Here is a 19,073-nt window from a genome sequence, read left to right on the forward strand (position 1 = left end):
GGCCCACCCCGGGCCACGCTCATGCCTGCCCGCCCGGCTCCTGCCCGAACTACGCGGACGCGTCGGGTCCGCACTCTGCGAGGTGCTGGGCAGCGTCGGGCGACACTCGCACGCCCGCACGGGCCGCGTCCTCTATCTGCGGGGACGAACGGGCCGGGCGGTTCGGCGCTGCCCGCTCGATGCAGGCCGCATCGGCAGGGAACTGGCGAGACGACCTCGGCGGCGAGCAGGAGGGCCCGCCCGATCAGGAGGAGATCGGCGCGACCACCGCCCTGGTGAGCGTGACGAGGTCCGCCGGGGCCAGCTCGATCTCCAGACCGCGTCGGCCGCCGCTGCAGAAGATCGTCGGATGCTCGACGGCGGACTCGTCGAGCGCCAGGGGCAGTGCCTTGCGCTGTCCCAGCGGGGAGATGCCGCCCGCCACGTACCCGGTGGCCCGCTCGGCGTCGGCCACCACCGCCATCCTCGCCTTCTTGCCGCCGAGCGCCGCCGCCAAGGCCTTGAGGTCGAGCTGGCGTGCGACGGGAACCACACCCACCACGAGTCGGCCGTCGAGATCCGCCACGAGGGTCTTGAAGACTCGGCGCGCGTCCTGACCGAGCAGTTCCACGGCCTCGGTCCCGTAGGAGGCGTGCTTCGGATCGTGCTCGTAGGCGTGCACCTGATGCTGGACGGCCTTCTTGACCAGCAGTGCGGTCGCCGGTGTTCCTCGTCCCGCCATGCACGCAGCCTAGATCGCCGCCGCCGCAGGGCCGCACCCCCGCCGAGGCACCCGGGCTGCTGAGGGTCTGCTCCTTCGCAGGCAGACGGCTCGCCGCTCGGCACCACGGGTGTACCGACCGTCGAAGCAGAAGCCACGCGCTCACCTGCCTGCCGAGTTCGCCCCGTCGCTCGACGGCACGGACTCGGGCGAGTTCCGAGTCGCTCGGCCAGGGCGGCCCGACATCAGAGCCGGGGCGGCGAGCCGTGGAGCCGGTCGGGCTAGTCGGGTCGTGCCAGGGGACGCAGCACACGAACCAGCCACTCCTCGACCGCCCTGGTCACCCCGATCGGATCGGCCTTCAGTGCGTGGTCGCCCGCCACCACGACGACCTCGCGGTGGGAACCGGACTCCGGCCTGCCGAAGGCGTCGCGTTCGCCCTGGACGACCAGCAGGGGCACGTCGACGGCGTCCAGCTCCGCCAGCCGATGCCGTTCTGGGGTCTTCGGCGGGGCAACCGGGAAGGCCAGGCACAACACGGCCGCCGCGCCGCCCGCCGAGGCGGTACGACAGGCGACCCGCGCCCCGGAGGACCGGCCGCCGAACACCATCGGGAGGTCGCGAAACCAGTTCTCGCCGAGCCACCGGGCGACGGCGAGCCAGGCCGCGTCGAGCTGCCGCGCGGGCGCGGGCGCGCGCCTGCCCGCCACCCGGTACGGCTGCTGGACCAGCGCGACGTGCACCCCGGCAGCGGTGGCGCCTCGGGCCGCCGCGACCAGATCGGGCGCATCGACGCCGCCGCCTGCTCCGTGCCCGAGTAGCAGCACCGCGGTGCCCTCCTCGGCGGAGTGCAGCTCCACGAGCGCCGGTCCGTGCGGCGTCTCGACGTCCAGCGTGGTCACGGCGCGTCGAAGAGCGTCGGGGGCGCACCGGAGTCGAGCAGCTCGATGCGTTCCATCAGTTCGGGACCGTTGTTGCGCATGTTGTTCACCGCAGGCGACACCGGGCGGACCCGGATGCGGGCCACCAGGTCCTCATCGGGCGCGGCCAGCAGTTCGGGCACGGCGGATCTCGCGGGATCAAGCCAGTCGGACCAGGCATGTCGCGGGAGCACCAGCGGCATCCGGTGGTGGATGTCCGCCGTCTCGCCCAGGGCATCGGTGGTGACCACGGCGGCGGTCACCAGCGGGGTGGGCTCCGCGCCGGGTTCGCTCGGCGGGCGCCACCACACCGAGAACACCGCGGCCATCGCGAGGGTCCGCTCGTCTTCATGGGCCGCGAAATAGGGCTGCTTCCGCTCGGCGGTCGGCTTCCACTCGTACCAGCCGTCGGCGGGCACCAGGCAGCGTCGCCGGGAGGCGGCATCGCGGTAGGCGGGCTTCTCGGTGATCGTCTCGGCCCTGGCGTTGATCATGGGCGGACCGTCTGCCGGGTCCTTGGCCCACGGCGGTACCAGTCCCCACCGGACCAGTCGCACGGTGCGGCGGGCCGCACCGCCGTCGGCGGGCATCCGTTCCACGATGATCGGCACCATCCGGGTGGGGGTGACGTTGTGATCAGGCCCCTCATAGGCACCGTCGGTCCCGTCGACCGCGTCGAACTCGGCGGCGAGTCGCGCCGGGTCCTTGGTGATCGCGTACCGGCCGCACATCGACACTCACTCCCTCGGCTGATGACGCGCCGCGGGCAGTGTCTTCTCGGCGGCACACCAGCTCTCAACTCTTGCTCAAGAGGCCGGAGATGTCGAGGGCGGGCGGGAGGGAGATCGGGTCGAAGCGCTCTACCAGGCCGGGGCCGTTGTTACGAACGTGGTTCACCGCCGGGGACACCGGGCGCACCTCGATGCGGCCGAGGACATCGGGTCCTGGCGGGGACAACAGCGAGCTGACCTCGCTCGCGCCGAGGTCGACGTCGGGATCGAGCCAGGGTCTCCACGCCTTGCGCGGCAGGACCAGCGGCATCCGATCGTGCACCTCGGCGGGTTCGCCGACCGAGGGTGTGGTGAGCACCGCACAGGTGGACAGCGGCGGGCCGTCCGGATCGCCTGCGGGGTCACGCCATACCGACCAGATGCCTGCCATCGCGAGGCTCTCCCTGTCGATGCTGGTCAGATAGAAGGGCCATTTGCGCCCTTCCTCCCGTCGCCACTCGTACCAGCCGTCGGCCGGGATCAGACAGCGGTAATGCGCCGCCGATCCTCGGAAGGCAGGCTTGTCCGCGACGGTCTCGACTCTGGCGTTGAACATCCGCGATCCGATGGCCGGGTCCTTCGCCCAACGCGGGACGAGTCCCCACCGCATCACTCTGATCGATCGCACGGTACGCGTCGGATCAGGCATCCCGTCGTCATCTCTGGGATGCCGAGCGACGACCGTTAACACCGCATGGGTCGGCGGGATGTTGTAATCCGGCTCGACGACCTGACCTCGTGTTCCGTCTACTGCCTCGAACTCGTTCGCCAACTGCGTCGAGTCCTTGATCGAGGCGAATCTTCCGCACATGTCGTTCACCTCCGCGGCGGGGCGGGCAGAGCCTGCCCGACCACCGTTGAAGTAATGCCCCTCCGGGCGCAACGGTACGCATCGCCCGACACTTCGCATTTCCTGTCGCAGCCGTAAAGCACACACAGTGGAGTCAAAATCTCACTGCGTGTGATCGTCACCCGCACTGCTGAATGAGTAAGAGCACTACAGAGCGAGGGGAGGCACGGCAGGGAACCCCTGCCGCAGCGGGCAGCCCGCCCGGACCGCCGTGCCCGACGATGCCAGCACACGGCCCGTTGTGAAAGCCCCTCGCAGGTGAACACGTGCCGACGGGTGCGGGCTGCGCCGATCCTCCCGCGACCGGCCGAGCGAGACCCTGGATATGCGGCCGTCGCATCGTCGCTGCCCGGAGATCTCCGAGAGACATTAAGATCCACTCCGCTGAACCCGGTTAGCACCATCGGGTGATCATGAGCGATTCCGACCCCGTCGTGGCGTGCCTACGTCTAGCGGCCGATCACGACGGCCTGCCACAGCGACGACGGCCGCGCGGCGAACACAGGGGCGCGGCCGAAAAGGCAGGTGGAGTGCGCAATCATGGAACGATGACCCAGGCCTGGCCCGCACCCGCAGTCGAACACCCGGTCAATGCCACCGTCGGTGTGCCCGGCTCGAAGTCGATGACCAATCGCGCGCTGCTGCTGGCAGCGCTCGCCGAGTCGGAGTCGATCCTGCACGCGCCGCTGCGCAGTCGAGACACGCTCTTGATGACGCAGGCCCTGCGCTCGCTCGGCACCGACATCCAGGACGTCCCGGCCGACGGGGACTCGGTGGCGGGTTGGCGCGTGCGCCCCGGTTCGTGGCAGGGTCCGATCGAGGTGGACTGCGGGCTGGCGGGCACCGTCATGCGCTTCCTGCCGCCTGCCTCGGTGCTCGCCGACGGCGACGTCCGCTTCGACGGCGACGAGTACGCCAGGAAACGGCCGATGTCCACGGTGTTGACGGCGTTGCGTGAGCTGGGGGCGCGGATCACCGACGACCGGATGCCCTTCACCGTGCACGGTGCGGGAGGACTCCGCGGCGGCGAGGTCGTCCTCGACGCCTCGTCGTCCTCGCAGTTCGTCTCCGGTCTCCTGCTCTCCGGCCCGAGGTACGCCGAGGGCGTAACCGTCCGCCATCGTGGGGCGCCGGTGCCGTCGCTTCCCCACATCGCGATGACCGTGGCGATGCTGCGGGAGGTCGGTGTCGAGGTGGACGACAGTGTGCCGGACGTCTGGCGGGTCGTGCCCGGACCCGTGGCGGGCCGCGAATGGCTGATCGAGCCCGACCTGTCCAACGCGACTCCGTTCCTGGCCGCCGCCGCGGCGACGGGAGGATCGGTCACCGTGCCCGGCTGGCCTGCTCGGACCGATCAGGCCGGTGACGCGGTGCGCGGCATCCTCACGGAGATGGGCTGTGTGGTCACCGTCGCGGCGGATGCGCTGACGGTGTCGGCGCCGGGGCGGCTGTCCGGTGTCGACATCGATCTGCACGACGTCGGGGAGCTCTCCCCCACCGTGGCCGCGCTGGCCGCGCTGGCCGACGGCCCGAGCAGGCTGCGCGGAATCGCTCACCTGCGGCACCACGAGACCGATCGACTGGCCGCGCTGTCCACCGAGATCAACCGGCTGGGCGGGGCGGCGGTCGAGACCGAGGACGGCCTGACCATCGAGCCGCGCCCGCTGCACGGCGGCGAGTGGCGGTCCTACGCCGATCACCGCATGGCGACGGCGGGCGCCGTGCTCGGCCTGGTCGTGCCAGGGGTGACGGTCGACGACATCGACACGACGAACAAGACGATTCCCGATTTCCCCGGTATGTGGGCGGCGATGCTCGACGACGACTCCGACGTGGCAGGGCTGTCCCGGAAGGACGTGCAGGGAGTGTGAGTCGACAGGGCTGGCACTCGCTGGACGAGTCCGACATCCGGGTCCGACCCAATCGGCGCGGCACCCGACCACGCAGCAAGCTTCGACCGGATCATGCGGGCGCCAGCCAGGCGATGGTCGTCGCCGTGGCCAAGGGGCGCTGGACCTGCGCGATGAATCGCGATCCGGGTCGCCTGGTCACGGCGATGCGCGCCCGCGAGCTGGGTCGCACGCCCGTCGTGGTCGGCGACCTCGTCGAGCTGGTGGGCGACACCTCCGGTGCGGCGGGGTCACTCGCGAGGATCGTGCGCGTCGCCGAGCGGACCAGCGTGCTCCGACGCACGGCCGACGACACCGATCCGTACGAGCGGATCGTCGTCGCCAACGCCGGAAAGTTGATCATCGTGACGGCGCTGGCCGACCCGCCGCCGCGAACGGGGTTCATCGACCGCTGCCTCGTCGCCGCCTTCGCGGGCGGGCTGTCGCCGGTGCTGTGTCTGACCAAGGCCGATCTGGCGGCGCCGGATCGGCTGATGGCGCTGTATGCGGAGCTGGCGGTCCCGGTGGTGGTCACCAGGGCAGACACCGAGCCCGCCGATCTGCGCGCGGAGCTGGTCGACGACGTGTCGGCCATGATCGGCCACTCGGGCGTCGGGAAGTCGACGCTGGTCAACCGGCTGGTCCCGGATGCAGGCCGGGCCACCGCCTCGGTGAGTGCCGTGGGCAAGGGCAGACACACCTCGACGTCGGCGGTGGCGCTGCCGCTGGAGGGCGGCGGCTGGGTGGTCGACACTCCGGGCATCCGCTCGTTCGGACTGGCGCACATCAAGCCGGACGACGTGGTGGCGGCGTTCCCCGATCTGCACGCCGCCGCGGAGGAGTGTCCGTCCAACTGCGGGCATCTCGGGCCGCCGGACGACCCGGACTGTTATCTGGACCGTTTCCTCGCCGACGGCGGTTCCTCGCCGGGCAGACTCGACTCGCTGCGACGCCTGCTTCAGTCCCGCGTTCGCCCGGACGAGAAGTTTGGATGAGCCGAATCCCGATTCTCTCCTTACCCTTTCGATATTGAGGAAGCCGGGCGACCGGCGGTGCGCCCACCGACTCGCGCAGTGCGCGACGACGGGCGGATCGATCTCGATCATCCCCTATTCGGAATGGAGAGATGAGGGTGCGGAGAACGACGATCGCGGCAATGATGCTGGGGCTGGTGACAGTCGCAGGCGCGTGTGGCTCCAACGGCGAGGAGTACGCGCCGGAGACCGACGGCAACACAGGCACAGGGGGCGCCGAGCCGACGACCGAACCCGGCTCCGAGACCGACGGCTCGGAGACCAGCACCACTCCCGGCGAGCTGTCGCCCAGCCAGCTCTTCAGCTCGATGACCGACAGCGCACGTCAGAAGGAGACCGCACACTTCACGATCTCCTCCTCCGAGGACGCGTTCGGCTCCGGAGAGGGGCAGCTCCGGTACACCGACCGGGGCGCCGACCTCACACTGACCGTCGAGCTGGCGATCGACGAGGAGCAGGGCGCCCAGCAGATCGAGCTGGTCACCATCGACGAGATCGTCTACCTGAACCTCGGCGACGCCACGCCCATCGACCAGCCCTGGGTGCGCATCGATCCGTCCGAACAGCAAGAGGACGGGGCCAACCAGGCCTTCGCCATGGTCGCCCAGCAGCTGGTGGACTCGGCGGACCCGACCAGCCAGCTCAACCAGCAGGCCGACGCCGCGCAGATCACCGACACGGGTGAGGAGGAGGTCGACGGGGTCGCCACCACCCGGTACGACCTCCAGCTCGACATCGCGACGCTGGCGGAGAGCGCGAGGGACGAGCTGGAGCGGGAACGGCTCCAGACGGCCGTGGACAACGGCATGACGACGATCGACTACCAGGTGTGGATCGACAATACCGACAACGTGCCGGTGCGCTTCGTCATCAACCAGCCCGGCATCACGGGCAACTTCGACTCCGCCGTCATCACCGTGGACTACATGTCCTGGGGTGAGGACGTCCAGATCGACCAGCCTGCCGAGGACCAGGTGGGCGAGCTTCCGGAGGGCTGACTCCCGGCAGCGGACCGTTGCCGTCTCCGCACTCCACGGGCGCCTGGGGCGAGAGTCCCCGGGCGCCCGTTCTCGTGTCCACGGGGTCCTGCCTGGCTCGTCGCCGGGTCCGTGCGCTCAGCGTCCGATGTCACGCCCTGGCTAGATATCCACCGCCAGAGCGCCCCTTGATCTGGGATCGTGGTGGATTCACGGGCATTCCCGATCACCACCCGCGCTGACTCAAAGAATCCACCCACCCGAAAGGGAATAACCTTCAACCGAAAGGTGGGATCGGCTCGCGACTGGTCCCTGTCGTCCATCGTGAGCGCCTCCGCCGAAGGTGCCGATCAGAATGACTACGAAATCTGTTCGGGTTTCTTCCGTCGCCGGGGTCGGGTGACCGGGCCTGCCGATCCGGATCGGCCGTGGATTCGTCGTTCTCAGCCTGCGGGGACGCGTTCGGCCACCTGGTGGTCCGGCGGGGCGAGCACCTCGTGCGCCTCGCCCCACAGGCTGAAGTCGGTCTCGGTGCGCACCGTGCCCGCCTCGGGCATCTCGAACTCGACGACCTGCCGGATCGGGAGATCATCGGCGTCGAGCCACACGGTGCCCTCGATGGTGGTGACCCCTGCCGCGAGCAGGGACTCCTGCGCGGCGGTGACGGACTCGTCGGTGCCCGCCTCGATCGCCTCGGCGACGTCGACGCTCAGTTCGTATCGCTGAGCCGCGACGCCGTCGACCTCGTCCGGCTCGGCGGCCGTGATGTCCGCCGTGGCGGGGAGGATGTCCGCCAGGGATGCCGACCGCGCGGCCTGCTGGTGGAGTCCGGCGAACTGCTGCGCGATCGGGTCGGCCCCGTAGGGGTCGGTCCGCACCCACGGCCGCTGGTCGGGCTCCTGCTGGTCTTCTGGGACTTCGACGTACAGGTAGCCGCCTGCGACGATGAAGCGGGTCTCCCCGCCCTGCGTGGCGAAGACACAGTCGAAGTCGTGTTCGGCGGTCTCGGCCGTCGGATCGTCGTCGGCCTGCCGGGACTCCGGCTCGGAGACGGTCGTCAGGCATCGACCGGTGTTGGCGGACTCCTCGCCGGTGGCGAAGGAGAACTCGAGTCGTGTCGTGCCCGCTTCGACCATGGCCTCGCGGGCGGCCGTCGCCAGTGACCGGGTGTCCTCATGGACGGTGGGTTCCGGATCGGCGCAGGCGGTGAGGGTGCCCGCGAGTGCCAGCAGCGACAGGATCGTCGTACCGCGTCGTCTCACCGGAGCTCCCACCCGACCGCCGTGCGGCCCGCCGACCCTGACATCGCCGGTGAGCCTAGACCAGTGCCGGGGTCGGGGTGCTCGGTTTCGGTCTCGGACGTGCCGGGGGCGCTCCTCACAGCGCGGGCCCGGGCCTCGCCGTGGCCCGGCGGGCAGGCCGTGCCGGTCTGGAACACGGCTCGGCTCGCCCGCCGGGCGGCGACGATCAGCCCATGTGGGGGTAGCGATGGTCGGTGGCGGCCACGAAGGTCTCCTTGATCGACCTCGGGCTGGTCCACCGGAGCAGGTTGAACATCGAGCCTGCCTTGTCGTTGGTGCCGGAGGCCCGCGATCCGCCGAAGGGCTGCTGGCCGACGACCGAGCCGGTGGGACGGTCGTTGACGTAGAAGTTGCCCGCCGTGAACCGCAGGGCCCGGTGTGCCTCCTCGATCGCGGCGCGGTCGGTGGCGAAGACGGCGCCGGTGAGGGCGTAGGGGCTAGCGGAGTCGACCTGCGCGAGCACCTGCGAGTAGTCCGCGTCCTCGTAGACGTGCACGGCCAGGATGGGGCCGAAGTACTCGGTGCGGAACACCTCGTCGCCGGGGTCGGTGCCGACGAGCACCGTGGGCTCGACGAAGTAGCCGGTGGTGTCGTCGTAGCCGCCGCCTGCCAGCACCTCCAGCGACGGGGTGGCCGCCGCGCGGTCGAGGGCCGCCTTGTGCTTGGCGAACGCACGGGCGTCGATGACGGCACCACCGAAGTGGGCGAAGTCGGTGACGTCGCCGTAGGAGATCGTCCTGGTGACGTCGGCGAGCTGCTCGCGGAGACCGCCCTCCCAGAGCGAGCGGGGCAGGTAGGCGCGGGAGGCGGCCGAGCACTTCTGGCCCTGGTACTCGAAGGCCGCGCGGACGAGGGCGGTGACGATGGGGGCCGGATCGGCCGACGGGTGGACGACGACGAAGTCCTTGCCGCCGGTCTCGCCGACGATCCTCGGGTAGCTGCGGTACTTGTCGAGGTTCTCGCCGATCGTGCGCCACAGGAGCTTGAAGGTGGCCGTCGAGCCGGTGAAGTGGAGTCCGGCGAAGTCCGGGTCGGTCAGGGCGACCTCGCTGACGGCCTTGCCGTCCCCGGTGACCATGTTGATCACGCCGGGCGGCAGTCCCGCTGCTTCGAGGGCCTGCATGGTGAAGTGGGCGGCGAGCTGCTGGGTCGGTGTGGGCTTCCACACCACGGTGTTGCCCATCAGCGCGGGCGCGGTGGGCAGGTTGCCCGCGATCGCGGTGAAGTTGAACGGTGTGATGGCGGTGACGAACCCGTCGAGCGGCCGGTACTCCATCCGGTTCCAGACGCCGGGCACGGACGTGGGCTGTTCCGCGATGATCCGCCGGGCGTAGTCCACGTTGAAGCGGAGGAAGTCGATCAACTCGCAGGCGGCGTCGATCTCGGACTGCTGCACGGACTTGGACTGGCCGAGAATGGTGGCGGCGTTGATGGTGTCGCGCCACGGTCCGGCGATCAGGTCGGCGGCCCGGAGCAGCACGGCGGCGCGCTCGTCGAACGGCAGGGCCGCCCAGCCGGCGGCGGCGTCCTTCGCGGCGGTGACGGCGGCGGTGACGTCCTCGGTAGTGGCATTGGCGCTGACGCCGAGCACGTGTGCGTGGTCGTGCGGCTGGACGACGTCGAACCGCGCACCGCCCGCCATGGCCCGCCTGCCGCCGATGGTCTGCGTGAGGTCGTGGGTCGTGTCCTCCAGCTCGGCGATCCGGCCAAGCAGCGACTCACGCTCGGCGGAGCCGGGGGCGTAAGAGTGCACCGGCTCGTTGCGCGGGGCGGGCGGGGATGTGACGGCGTCCATGAGTGGGGTCGCCTCCTTGGCATCGGTGCGGTGTCGTACGCGGTCGGTGGCGACGGACCCCTGGTGAGGACCGTCGCAGCAGCACCATCCTGACATGAGCCCGCGCTGCGCAGCCCCCTGGCGAGGACCGGCCGGGACGGTCTCGCCGCTCGACGCCCGAGGAATCATCGTCCTCCGGTGGCGTCGTCGTGGGCGGCTGCCGCCGCCGTCCGTCGCCGCGGTCGGGTGGTGCGGGTGTGATGCGGCCGAGGCGGGTACGGGTGTGGACCCCGCCTGCGGCCGCCCGCCTCGGATCACATCAGGTCGAGCAGGAACGGCACCTCCTGGACGGCGTACCAGGCGAGTTCGTGATCCTCGGCCTCCCCGAGGGCGAACTCGGCGTCGGCGTCGCCCAGGTCGGCGGCGTCGATCACCTCGGCGGCGGCGCGCACGGCGTCCTCCGCCTCGGGGTCGTCGACGTGCACGGCGGCGATGGCCCGCAGCGGCACCGGTCCGGCGAGCCGGACGACGGCGGCGTCCAGGTCGGGTCGCAGCGTCACCTCCGGCATGTCGGCGGCGACGACGACCCGTCGGGTCGGCGACTTGGGGTCGTCGGCGAGTTCGGCGGCGATCAGGCGGACGGAGCCTCTGGTGGCCTCCATCAGCGCCGCGTACTCCAACTCCTCGGTGCTGCCGGTCGCGTACGACTCACGCAGCATGGGCGTCAACGCGAAGGCGGTGCCGCTCACCGGCACGAGTTCGTCGGTCGCCAACAGCCCGCGCAGCATCGCCACGGTCGCGGGAACGTAGATCCGCATCACACCGTCCCCAACAGCTCATCGAGGGATTCGTCGATCATCCCTGCCAAAACGTCCACGTCGAACATCGCATTCCGATCTCCGTTGAGCCCGAAGTACACGCCGCCGTCGTACGAGCCGACCCCGATCGACAGGGCCTGGTGCTTGGCCAGCGGCACCACCGGGAACATCTCCACCATCTTCGTCCCTGCGGCGTACAACGGCACCTGTGGTCCTGGCACGTTGGTGACCACCACGTTGAACAGTCTGCGGGAGAACGAGTTGGCGGCGCGCGCGCCGAGCACGTGCAGAGTGGGCGGAGCGAAGCCCGACAGGCGGACGAGTGCGCTCGCGGCGACCGACTGCCCTGACTCCTGATGGGCCCGCATGGCATGGCCGACGTGGTGCAGGCGCAGGGTGGCGCTGGCCTCGCCGACCGGCAGCTCGACGAGGTAGGCGGAGACCCTGCTGCCCGCGACCGGCCCTGCGACGTCCTCGGCGGCGGGCTCTCCGACGAGGTTCGACTCGCGGCCCGCAGCACCTTCCTCGTCGCGACCGGACCCTGGTCCCCGTACGGACACCGGCACCATCGCCCTGATCGTGCTGGAGGCGGTGACGACCTCGCCCCGGGACAGCAGCCAGTTGCGCAGCGCCCCGGCGATCACGGCGAGGATGACGTCGTTGACCGTGCCGCCGTGTGCTCGTCGGATCTTGCGGTAGTCGGTGAGGCGGGTCCTGGTGACGGCGTAGCGGCGCTGGACGCTGATGCTGACGTTGAGGGGGCCCCGGGTGGCCGGGCGCGCCGCGGTGCGGACTGCCGAGGCGACGCCGCCGAAGGCCTCGGCGACGTTGCGCAGGGTCGCGGCGACGTCCATCGCGGCCACTCGAACGTTCTCCACGATCTCGCCCGGCCTGCGGACCGCCTCGGTTGCGGCGTCCAGGACGAGTTGGACGGGGCCGGGCTCGGGTTCCGGCATCCACAGTTCGTCGCCGACCCGCGGCACCGTGGGCGCGTCGTCGAGGATGACCTGCCCGATGTCGAAGCCCGCGATGCCGTCGACCATCGCGTTGTGGGTCTTGGTGATGAGCGCGACGCGACCGCGGCTCAGTCCTTCGACGATGTAGGCCTCCCACAGCGGCCGGGAGTGGTCGAGCGGCCGGGACATCAGTCGAGCGACGAGGTCGGCGAGCTGTTCGTCGTTGCCGGGCCTGGGCAGCGCGGATCGACGCAGGTGGTAGTCGAGGTCGAAGTCCGGGTCGTCGACCCACACGGGCCGCGCCAGCCTGCCCGGCACCTGGACGACCTTCTGCCGGTATCGGGGCGCCAACGGCAGCCGCTGCTCGATCAGGGCGGCGATCCGCCCGTATTCCAGGCCGCCGCCCGGTCTGCCCTCGGAGCCGGCACGACCGCCGGAGGCGGCCCGTCGTCCTCCCGTTCGGGACTGCTGGAAGAGCAGGACCGTGCCGACGTGCATCGGAGTCGTCGGATCCTCCAGGTAGAGGAAGGACGCATCCAGGGCGGAGAGTCGGTCCGGCATGGACGAATCCTGACACATCTGCGGGCATGCGATCCTGCTCGTCGTGCCCAACGATGTCTCCCCGAAGGACCGGTTCGTCACGGTCTACGGTCGAAAGCCGGTGCTCGAAGCCCTCCAGGACCCGCAGCTGGCCGTGGACAAGGTGATCCTCGCCGAGAACGCCGTCGGCGCGGCCGCGCGCGAGATCCTCCAGGCGGCCGCGCAGCGCGACGTCCCGGTGCAGCGGGCCACCGCGCAGCGGGTGAAGGTCCTGGCCGGGAACGGGCGTCACGACCAGGGCGTGCTGGCCGACGTGGTCGCGCCTCGGATGCGCACTCTGTCGACGGCGCTGGCGGCGGGCCGCGACGTTCCCGAGACGCTGCTGCTGCTCGACGGGATCACCACGCCGGCCAACGTCGGGATGATCCTGCGCACGGCGACGGCGGCGGGCATCGGCGGGGTGGTGGTGCCTCGACGGGGCGTGGCGACGATCGACCCGATGGTGGTGAAGGCCTCGGCGGGGGTGGCCTTCCGGGCCCCGATCCTGCGCACGTCGACGGCGGGAGCGGCGGCCGAGGAGTTGATCGAGGCGGGCTTCGCGCTGTACGCGATGGCTGCGGACGGCGATGCGACCCTGTTCGAGGTGGAGCTGCCGCGCCGGGTGGCGTTCGTGCTGGGCGGCGAGACCCACGGCGTCTCCGAGGAGGTCGCCGAACTGGTGATGGGTCGGGTCGCCATCCCGCTGGCCGACGGTGTCGAGTCGCTGAACGTCGCGAGCGCGGCGGCGGTGCTGAGCTTCGAGCTGACCCGGCGGCGGCTGACCTCGGGGTGAGTCTCGACCGACCCGGCCGAGGGCGCGGTGCGCGCGCCGGTGAAGGCATTCAGCGTGGTGCCGCGTGGTCCGGGCGGGTGCTCGAGGTCTGCCCGAGTTCCCGCCCGGCTGGTCAGGCGGCTGCCCGCCTCGGGTGCGTCAGTCCGGTTGACGGTGCGGGAACTCGCGGCCGAACAGGATGTTCAGCTCGGCGACGGTGGCCGGGACGGTCTGGTGGTGAATGCCGATCATGCCCGCGACGACCGCACCTGCGACGTTGCTCCGCAGGTCGTCGACGAACACGCATTCGGTCGTGGCCAGGCCGAGTCGTTCGGCGGTGAGTCGGTAGATCCTCGGATCTGGTTTGCTCAGCCCGACCTCGCCGGAGACGACCACCGTGTCGAACAGCTCGCCGAGTCCGTCGTCGGCTCGTCTGCCTTCCGCGTTGGACAGCAGGGCGGTGCGCAGCCCGGTGGCCCTGGCCGATCGCACGAGGGTCACCAGGGGCGGCTCGGCGTGATCCGGCGCACCGTCGCTGTCGGTGAGCACGCCGAAGAAGTCCAGCACCAGTCCGGAGAGCGTCACGTCGCCAGTCTAAGAGCCTGTCTTCGACCCCCTGTCTTGCAGTTGCGCGGGGTCGAGCGCGGCGATCTGCGGCGTCGTCGTCGGTCACCATGGCTCCTCCTACCGCCTGGCAGCTCAGCCACGCCGATCCCCGCTCACGACAGAGCGGGAACCGAAGACAGCCTCGGAGCACCCGCTCTTCCGACACTTTCGAGTGACTTCAGCGCCAAGACTGTACGGATCAACCCCCCACCCCGCTCTTCCTCCACGGAAACCGTTTCGCTGGAGGGAATCGAGATGACCAGTCTGCTGTCTCCCACTGCCGCTGACGCCGGCGTGATCGCCGCGATGCCCGTGGTGGAACCCCTGGATCGGCCTGCGTTCGCCGGGCTCACGGTGAGCCTGCTGCTGGCAGGCGCATCGGCCGTGCGATCACCTGCCGCGCCGCTTGCGGCCTGCCCGAGCAGCGAGAGACCATCGAGCGTCGAAAGTCCATCGAGCATCGAGAGACCGTCGAGCATCGCCCCGGACCCGCCGCTGCACGGCAGCCCGCAGCGGGCCGCTCCACCGAGCGCGACGCTCCCGAGGTCTCCTCGCCCGGCGAGATCCCGGATCACGGTGCCGAGTGTGGCCGCGCCGCTCGCGTCCGTCCCGGTCGAGGTCGTGGCAGTACCGGACTGGGCACGGCTCTCACCACCGCTCCCGGTGTCCTCGTCGCCGACGTCGCAGGTCCCGATTCCCGTCCTGCGCAGGCTCGCCACGGCTCGGTCGAACGCCGAACAGCGACATCCCATGGCAGGTACCGACATCCCGGCGTCCACCACGTCGCCGGACCCACCCGGTCGGACGCCCTCGGCGCATCGCATCGCCCGGCAGGCGCTGCACGCCTTGGTGGAGATCCTGGACGGCAGGCGGTCACGGTTGCAGCTCGGACGGCTGCTGGTCCCCGACCTGCACTATCTGATCGCACCTCGGGCCAGGCACGGGCCGAGCACGAATCCGCCGAGCAGGCTGCTCCGGGTGCACGCACAGCAGGTCAGCGAAACCGTGATCGAGTCGACGGCGCCGGTGCGGGGCCGCGATCGGGTCTTCGCCGTGGCCTTGCGGCTGGAGCTGCGCGGGACCAGATGGCTCGGCACGGCTCTGCAGGTATTGCGCCCACCGAGGTCGGATCGTCGCGGACTCACCGAACGGCGAGGGGGTTGATCAGGTGCTGATCCTGCGGTGACCCGACAAGGTCACGGGTGACCCGACAAGGCCTCAGGCTGTGAGCGGGCCGGACACCGCTTCGCGCGGGTGGCCGATCCAATCGCCGGGTGACCGAGTGGTGCGCGGCCGACCAGCCGGTCCGGCCGGGCCGGTGCCTGCGCGGGTTCGGGTCAGCCTGCGCGGGGTCTGGTCAGCCTGCCGGCGGACGACGTCGGCGGGAGTGCGCGCCTCCCGCCGACTGTCGGCACGACTCCCGCAGGCACGACCAGAGTGGCGGCGGGGTGGGGGGAACAACAGAATCGCCCACCACCGCCGAACACCAGAGCGCGATCGCCCACCACCGCCGAACACCAGAGCGGGACAGGCGCCGACGCCTGCCCCGCTCTGGTGGGCTGTCTCGATGACCGTCTCGGGTCAGCTCCGCTTGTCGCGCTTGGCCTGCGCCCGTTCTGCGGCGCGTCGGTCCTTGCGGCTGGCGTTGTTCGCTCGTCCGCCTGCGCCGCCGCTCCCGCTCTGGCCGCTGCGACGGGTCTCGACGCCGCCGCCCTCCTCCGGGCCGGAGTAGGTCAGCCGCTGCTGGCCGGGGCCGCCGAGGCCCTTGCCCCGTAGGGCGGGCGGCACGGCCTCCTCCGGACGCGGCGCGCGCGGCTGCTGGGGAGGCGCCGGACGACGGCCGTTGCCATTGCGCTGACCGTTGGCATTGGCATTGGCATTGGCCCGGCCGTTGCCGCCCGGGCCGCCCAGCGCGGGGGTCGCCGCCGGGTCGCCGTTGGAGCCGCCACCACCGACGGTGACGGCGACCGGCGGGCCTGCAGGCGCTGCCGCAGGCTTCGCGCCGTCGGCGGGCTCGACCTGGATGTTGAAGAGGAAACCGACGGATTCCTCCTTCAGCGCCTCCAACATCGCCGCGAACATGTCGAAGCCCTCGCGCTGGTACTCGATCGCCGGGTCGCGCTGGGCCATCGCCCGCAGGCCGATGCCCTCCTTGAGATAGTCCATCTCGTAGAGGTGTTCACGCCACTTGCGGTCCAGGACGGAGAGCAGCACTCGCCGCTCGAGCTGCCGCATCCCGTTCTCCTGGCCGACCTTCTCGTTGATCTCGGCCTCACGGATCCGGTACGCCTCGCGAGCGTCGGCGAGCACGGCCGTCAGCAGCTCGTCCTTGGTCAGGCCGCGCTCCGATTCCTCCACCAGCTTCTTGTGGTCGAGGCTCACCGGGTAGAGCGTCTTGAGGGCTGTCCAGAGCTGTTCGAGATCCCAGTCCTCCGCGTCGCCCTCGGCTGCGGCGCCCGACACGTACGCGGTGAGCACGTCCGTCATCATGTGCTCGATCTGCTCCTGCAGATCCTCGCCCTCCATCACCCGGTGGCGCTCCGCGTAGATGACCTGACGCTGCTTGTTCATCACCTCGTCGTACTTGAGGACGTTCTTGCGGATCTCGAAGTTCTGCTGCTCGACCTGAGTCTGGGCGGACAGGATGGCCCTGGTGACCATCTTGTGCTCGATCGGCACGTTCTCCGGCACCCGCAGCCGGTTCATCACGGCCTCGACCATCGCGGCGTTGAAGCGGCGCATCAGCTCGTCGCCCAGCGAGAGGTAGAACCGCGACTCGCCGGGGTCGCCCTGCCTGCCTGAACGACCACGAAGCTGATTGTCGATCCGACGCGACTCGTGTCGTTCTGTGCCCAGCACGTAGAGACCGCCTGCGGCGCGGACCTCGGACGCCTCGGCGTCGACGGACGCCTTCGTCTCGGCCAGCACCTCGTCCCAGGCCGCCTCGTACTCTTCCGGCGTCTCCACCGGGTCGAGCCCGCGAGCCCGGATCTCCTCGTCGGCGATGATGTCCGGGTTGCCGCCGAGCACGATGTCGGTACCGCGACCGGCCATGTTCGTGGCCACGGTGACGGCGCCCTTGAGCCCGGCGCGCGCGATGATCAGCGCCTCCCGCTCGTGGTGCTTGGCATTGAGCACCTCGTGCGGGACGGACATCTTGGTGAGGAGCTTCGACAGGTACTCGGAGCGCTCGACGCTGGTAGTACCGACCAGCACCGGCTGGCCCTTGCGGTGCCGCTCCTCGATGTCCTCGGCGAGCGCCTCGAACTTGGCCTGCTCGGTCTTGTAGACGAGGTCCGGCTGGTCCTTACGGATGGCAGGCCGATTGGTGGGGATGCTGACGACGCCGAGCTTGTAGATCTGGTGCAGCTCGGTGGCCTCGGTCTGTGCCGTACCGGTCATCCCGGCGAGCTTGTCGTACAGCCGGAAGTAGTTCTGGAGCGTGATCGTGGCGAGCGTCTGGTTCTCGGCCTTGATCGGCACCCGTTCCTTGGCCTCGATGGCCTGGTGCATGCCCTCGTTGTAACGGCGGCCTGCCAGGACACGGCCGGTGAACTCGTCGACGATGACGACCTCGTCGCCTCGGACGATGTAGTCCTTGTCCTTCTTGAAGAGCTCCTTGGCCTTCAGCGCGTTGTTCAGGTAGCCGACGAGCGGGGTGTTGGCCGCCTCGTAGAGGTTGTCGATGCCGAGCTGGTCCTCGATCAGCTCGACGCCCTTCTCGGAGACGCCGACGGTGCGCTTGCGCTCGTCCACCTCGTAGTGCTCGTCGCGCTTGAGCAGCGGCGCGAGCCGCGCGAACTCCTGGTACCAGCGAGAGGACTGGTCGGTCGGACCCGAGATGATCAGCGGGGTCCTGGCCTCGTCGATGAGGATCGAGTCGACCTCGTCGACGACGGCGAAGTGATGCCCGCGCTGGACGCAGTCCTTGATGCTCCAGGCCATGTTGTCGCGCAGGTAGTCGAAGCCGAACTCGTTGTTCGTGCCGTAGGTGATGTCGGCCGAATAGGCCTCACGGCGCTGATCCGGCGTCATCTGCGGCGCGATCACCCCGACCTTCAGGCCGAGGAAGCGGTGCACCCGGCCCATCCACTCGGAGTCACGTCTGGCCAGGTAGTCGTTGGTCGTGACGACGTGGACGCCCTCGCCGGAGATGGCGTTGAGGTAGATGGCGAGCACCGAGGTCAGGGTCTTGCCCTCACCGGTGCGCATCTCGGCGACCTGGCCGAGGTGCAGTGCCGCGCCACCCATGACCTGTGTGTCGAAGGGCCGCTGGCCGAGCGTGCGCTTGGCGGCCTCCCTGGCAACGGCGAACGCCTCGGGAAGGAGTTCGTCCAACGACTCGCCTGCGGAGTGCCGCTCGCTAAACTCGGCGGTCTTCGCACGAAGCTCGGCGTCGCTGAGATCGACGAACTCGTCTTCCAGGGAGTTGACGTGCGCCGCGATCATCCGCAGGCGCTTGAGCGTCTTGCCCTCGCCGGCGCGGAGCAGTCGAGACAGGACCATGCGGTCGACCTCACTAGCTGATCGTCATGCGCCCGGTCAGGACGCTTTGCCGCCATCGTAGGCATGGACAGGGTGTCGACGGCATCCACGCAGGTGGTGGGCTCGTCACCCGCCGATGGACACCTCGTTTAAGAATGCCCGATCATCCCTGGTGCTTCGCAAGGTGGTCGGCATTCGAGCGGTTCGGCAAGGCACCGCCCCGAGCCACTCGGATCGACTTCCCTGGTGCAGGCAGGCCGCTCGGTCGACCGGCAGACACATCACCGCAGGTGAGCGCGCGATGTCGGGCGGTGAATACTCCCCGTCAGTCCCGCCGACCATGCCGGATCTGCCCGCCGTGCCCGCATCCTGTCGCCTACCCGCCGCGCGGGAGTCGCTTGTTCGCACGTCCTCGGGTGTCCGGCTCCGCCAGGTCGCCGCTTGACGCGCAGGCCTCCCTGTTCGGCGCGCAGACGGCCCTGCTCGGCGGCGGTCGCGACCGTGCAGGCGCAGGGCGGCGGCTGCGGCGAGGTCGGGCTGCGGGGGGGCGGATGCGGCGGACTCGAGCGAACTCACCAGCGGGCAGACACCACGGGGAGAAGGAGGACAGCACTCCGCCCCGCCGCGATGCATGCGACGGGG

General features: G+C 70.2%; 15 protein-coding genes. 5 read left to right on the plus strand and 10 right to left on the minus strand.

Annotated features, from left to right (window positions below; genetic code table 11):
* Positions 1-244: 244 nt before the first annotated feature.
* The 4 genes from ybaK to UA75_RS27235 all read right to left on the minus strand — a co-directional run bounded on the left by ybaK (position 245) and on the right by UA75_RS27235 (position 3,201).
* Entirely contained in the window at positions 245-721 is a 477-nt protein-coding gene (gene ybaK / locus UA75_RS27220) for a Cys-tRNA(Pro) deacylase (RefSeq protein WP_075742669.1), read from the minus strand.
* Between the two features lie 260 nt (positions 722-981).
* Positions 982-1,602: an alpha/beta family hydrolase gene (locus tag UA75_RS27225; RefSeq protein ID WP_075742670.1), complete on the minus strand. Its 621-nt coding sequence runs from the start codon at positions 1,600-1,602 to the stop codon at positions 982-984.
* Complete coding sequence (locus UA75_RS27230; RefSeq protein WP_075742671.1) at positions 1,599-2,351, minus strand: SOS response-associated peptidase; 753 nt, start codon at positions 2,349-2,351, stop codon at positions 1,599-1,601. The genes UA75_RS27225 and UA75_RS27230 overlap by 4 nt, the downstream gene beginning before the upstream one ends.
* A gap of 64 nt (positions 2,352-2,415) precedes the next feature.
* Positions 2,416-3,201, minus strand: a complete 786-nt coding sequence (locus UA75_RS27235; protein ID WP_075742672.1) for an SOS response-associated peptidase — start codon at positions 3,199-3,201, stop codon at positions 2,416-2,418.
* A gap of 587 nt (positions 3,202-3,788) precedes the next feature.
* Between UA75_RS27235 and aroA the strand changes: the two genes are divergently transcribed.
* From aroA to UA75_RS27250, 3 genes are all read left to right on the plus strand, one after another.
* Entirely contained in the window at positions 3,789-5,111 is a 1,323-nt protein-coding gene (aroA, locus tag UA75_RS27240; protein ID WP_075742673.1) for a 3-phosphoshikimate 1-carboxyvinyltransferase, read from the plus strand.
* Positions 5,108-6,124 carry a ribosome small subunit-dependent GTPase A gene (rsgA, locus tag UA75_RS27245; protein ID WP_075742674.1) on the plus strand — a complete coding sequence of 339 codons (1,017 nt, stop codon included), beginning with the start codon at positions 5,108-5,110 and terminating at the stop codon, positions 6,122-6,124. The genes aroA and rsgA overlap by 4 nt, the downstream gene beginning before the upstream one ends.
* 137 nt (positions 6,125-6,261) lie before the next feature.
* Positions 6,262-7,161, plus strand: a complete 900-nt coding sequence (locus tag UA75_RS27250; RefSeq protein WP_157434463.1) for a hypothetical protein — start codon at positions 6,262-6,264, stop codon at positions 7,159-7,161.
* Between the two features lie 422 nt (positions 7,162-7,583).
* On the opposite strand, the gene UA75_RS27255 is transcribed toward UA75_RS27250, so the two are convergent.
* The 4 genes from UA75_RS27255 to UA75_RS27270 all read right to left on the minus strand — a co-directional run bounded on the left by UA75_RS27255 (position 7,584) and on the right by UA75_RS27270 (position 12,550).
* Positions 7,584-8,402 carry a hypothetical protein gene (locus UA75_RS27255; protein ID WP_075765678.1) on the minus strand — a complete coding sequence of 273 codons (819 nt, stop codon included), beginning with the start codon at positions 8,400-8,402 and terminating at the stop codon, positions 7,584-7,586.
* A 205-nt stretch (positions 8,403-8,607) separates the two neighbouring features.
* Positions 8,608-10,236: an L-glutamate gamma-semialdehyde dehydrogenase gene (gene pruA / locus UA75_RS27260; protein WP_075742677.1), complete on the minus strand. Its 1,629-nt coding sequence runs from the start codon at positions 10,234-10,236 to the stop codon at positions 8,608-8,610.
* A 293-nt stretch (positions 10,237-10,529) separates the two neighbouring features.
* The gene (locus tag UA75_RS27265) at positions 10,530-11,033 is read right to left on the minus strand and encodes a DUF6912 family protein (RefSeq protein ID WP_075742678.1); all 504 of its coding nucleotides are present in this window, start codon (positions 11,031-11,033) and stop codon (positions 10,530-10,532) included.
* A complete protein-coding gene (locus UA75_RS27270) occupies positions 11,033-12,550 on the minus strand; it encodes a WS/DGAT/MGAT family O-acyltransferase (RefSeq protein ID WP_075744272.1) in 1,518 nt (505 codons plus the stop codon). Before UA75_RS27270 ends, UA75_RS27265 begins: the two co-directional genes overlap by 1 nt.
* A gap of 43 nt (positions 12,551-12,593) precedes the next feature.
* On the opposite strand from UA75_RS27270, the gene UA75_RS27275 reads away from it, so the two are divergent.
* Positions 12,594-13,361: a TrmH family RNA methyltransferase gene (locus UA75_RS27275; protein WP_157434464.1), complete on the plus strand. Its 768-nt coding sequence runs from the start codon at positions 12,594-12,596 to the stop codon at positions 13,359-13,361.
* A gap of 138 nt (positions 13,362-13,499) precedes the next feature.
* Here UA75_RS27275 and UA75_RS27280 read toward each other — a convergent pair whose 3' ends face one another.
* Positions 13,500-13,925 (minus strand): HAD-IA family hydrolase, encoded by a 426-nt coding sequence (locus UA75_RS27280; RefSeq protein WP_075742680.1) that lies wholly within the window; start codon positions 13,923-13,925, stop codon positions 13,500-13,502.
* A 276-nt stretch (positions 13,926-14,201) separates the two neighbouring features.
* Between UA75_RS27280 and UA75_RS27285 the strand changes: the two genes are divergently transcribed.
* Entirely contained in the window at positions 14,202-15,110 is a 909-nt protein-coding gene (locus UA75_RS27285; RefSeq protein ID WP_075742681.1) for an Rv3235 family protein, read from the plus strand.
* A gap of 417 nt (positions 15,111-15,527) precedes the next feature.
* Here UA75_RS27285 and secA read toward each other — a convergent pair whose 3' ends face one another.
* Positions 15,528-18,452, minus strand: coding sequence for a preprotein translocase subunit SecA (secA, locus tag UA75_RS27290; protein WP_075742682.1), 2,925 nt, complete (start codon positions 18,450-18,452; stop codon positions 15,528-15,530).
* Positions 18,453-19,073 lie beyond the last annotated feature (621 nt).

This window comes from Actinoalloteichus sp. GBA129-24 (genome assembly GCF_001941645.1).
GTDB classification, from domain to species: Bacteria; Actinomycetota; Actinomycetes; order Mycobacteriales; family Pseudonocardiaceae; genus Actinoalloteichus_A; species Actinoalloteichus_A fjordicus.

What these genes read in the sequence shown, in the direction of transcription:
- ybaK (WP_075742669.1), bottom strand. Translation starts at nt 721, where the DNA reads ATGGCGGGACGAGGAACACCGGCGACCGCACTGCTGGTCAAGAAGGCC.
- UA75_RS27230 (WP_075742671.1), bottom strand. Translation starts at nt 2,351, where the DNA reads ATGTGCGGCCGGTACGCGATCACCAAGGACCCGGCGCGACTCGCCGCC.
- pruA (WP_075742677.1), bottom strand. Translation starts at nt 10,236, where the DNA reads ATGGACGCCGTCACATCCCCGCCCGCCCCGCGCAACGAGCCGGTGCAC.
- UA75_RS27235 (WP_075742672.1), bottom strand. Translation starts at nt 3,201, where the DNA reads ATGTGCGGAAGATTCGCCTCGATCAAGGACTCGACGCAGTTGGCGAAC.
- UA75_RS27285 (WP_075742681.1), top strand. Translation starts at nt 14,202, where the DNA reads ATGACCAGTCTGCTGTCTCCCACTGCCGCTGACGCCGGCGTGATCGCC.
- UA75_RS27270 (WP_075744272.1), bottom strand. Translation starts at nt 12,550, where the DNA reads ATGCCGGACCGACTCTCCGCCCTGGATGCGTCCTTCCTCTACCTGGAG.
- UA75_RS27265 (WP_075742678.1), bottom strand. Translation starts at nt 11,033, where the DNA reads ATGCGGATCTACGTTCCCGCGACCGTGGCGATGCTGCGCGGGCTGTTG.
- secA (WP_075742682.1), bottom strand. Translation starts at nt 18,452, where the DNA reads ATGGTCCTGTCTCGACTGCTCCGCGCCGGCGAGGGCAAGACGCTCAAG.
- aroA (WP_075742673.1), top strand. Translation starts at nt 3,789, where the DNA reads ATGACCCAGGCCTGGCCCGCACCCGCAGTCGAACACCCGGTCAATGCC.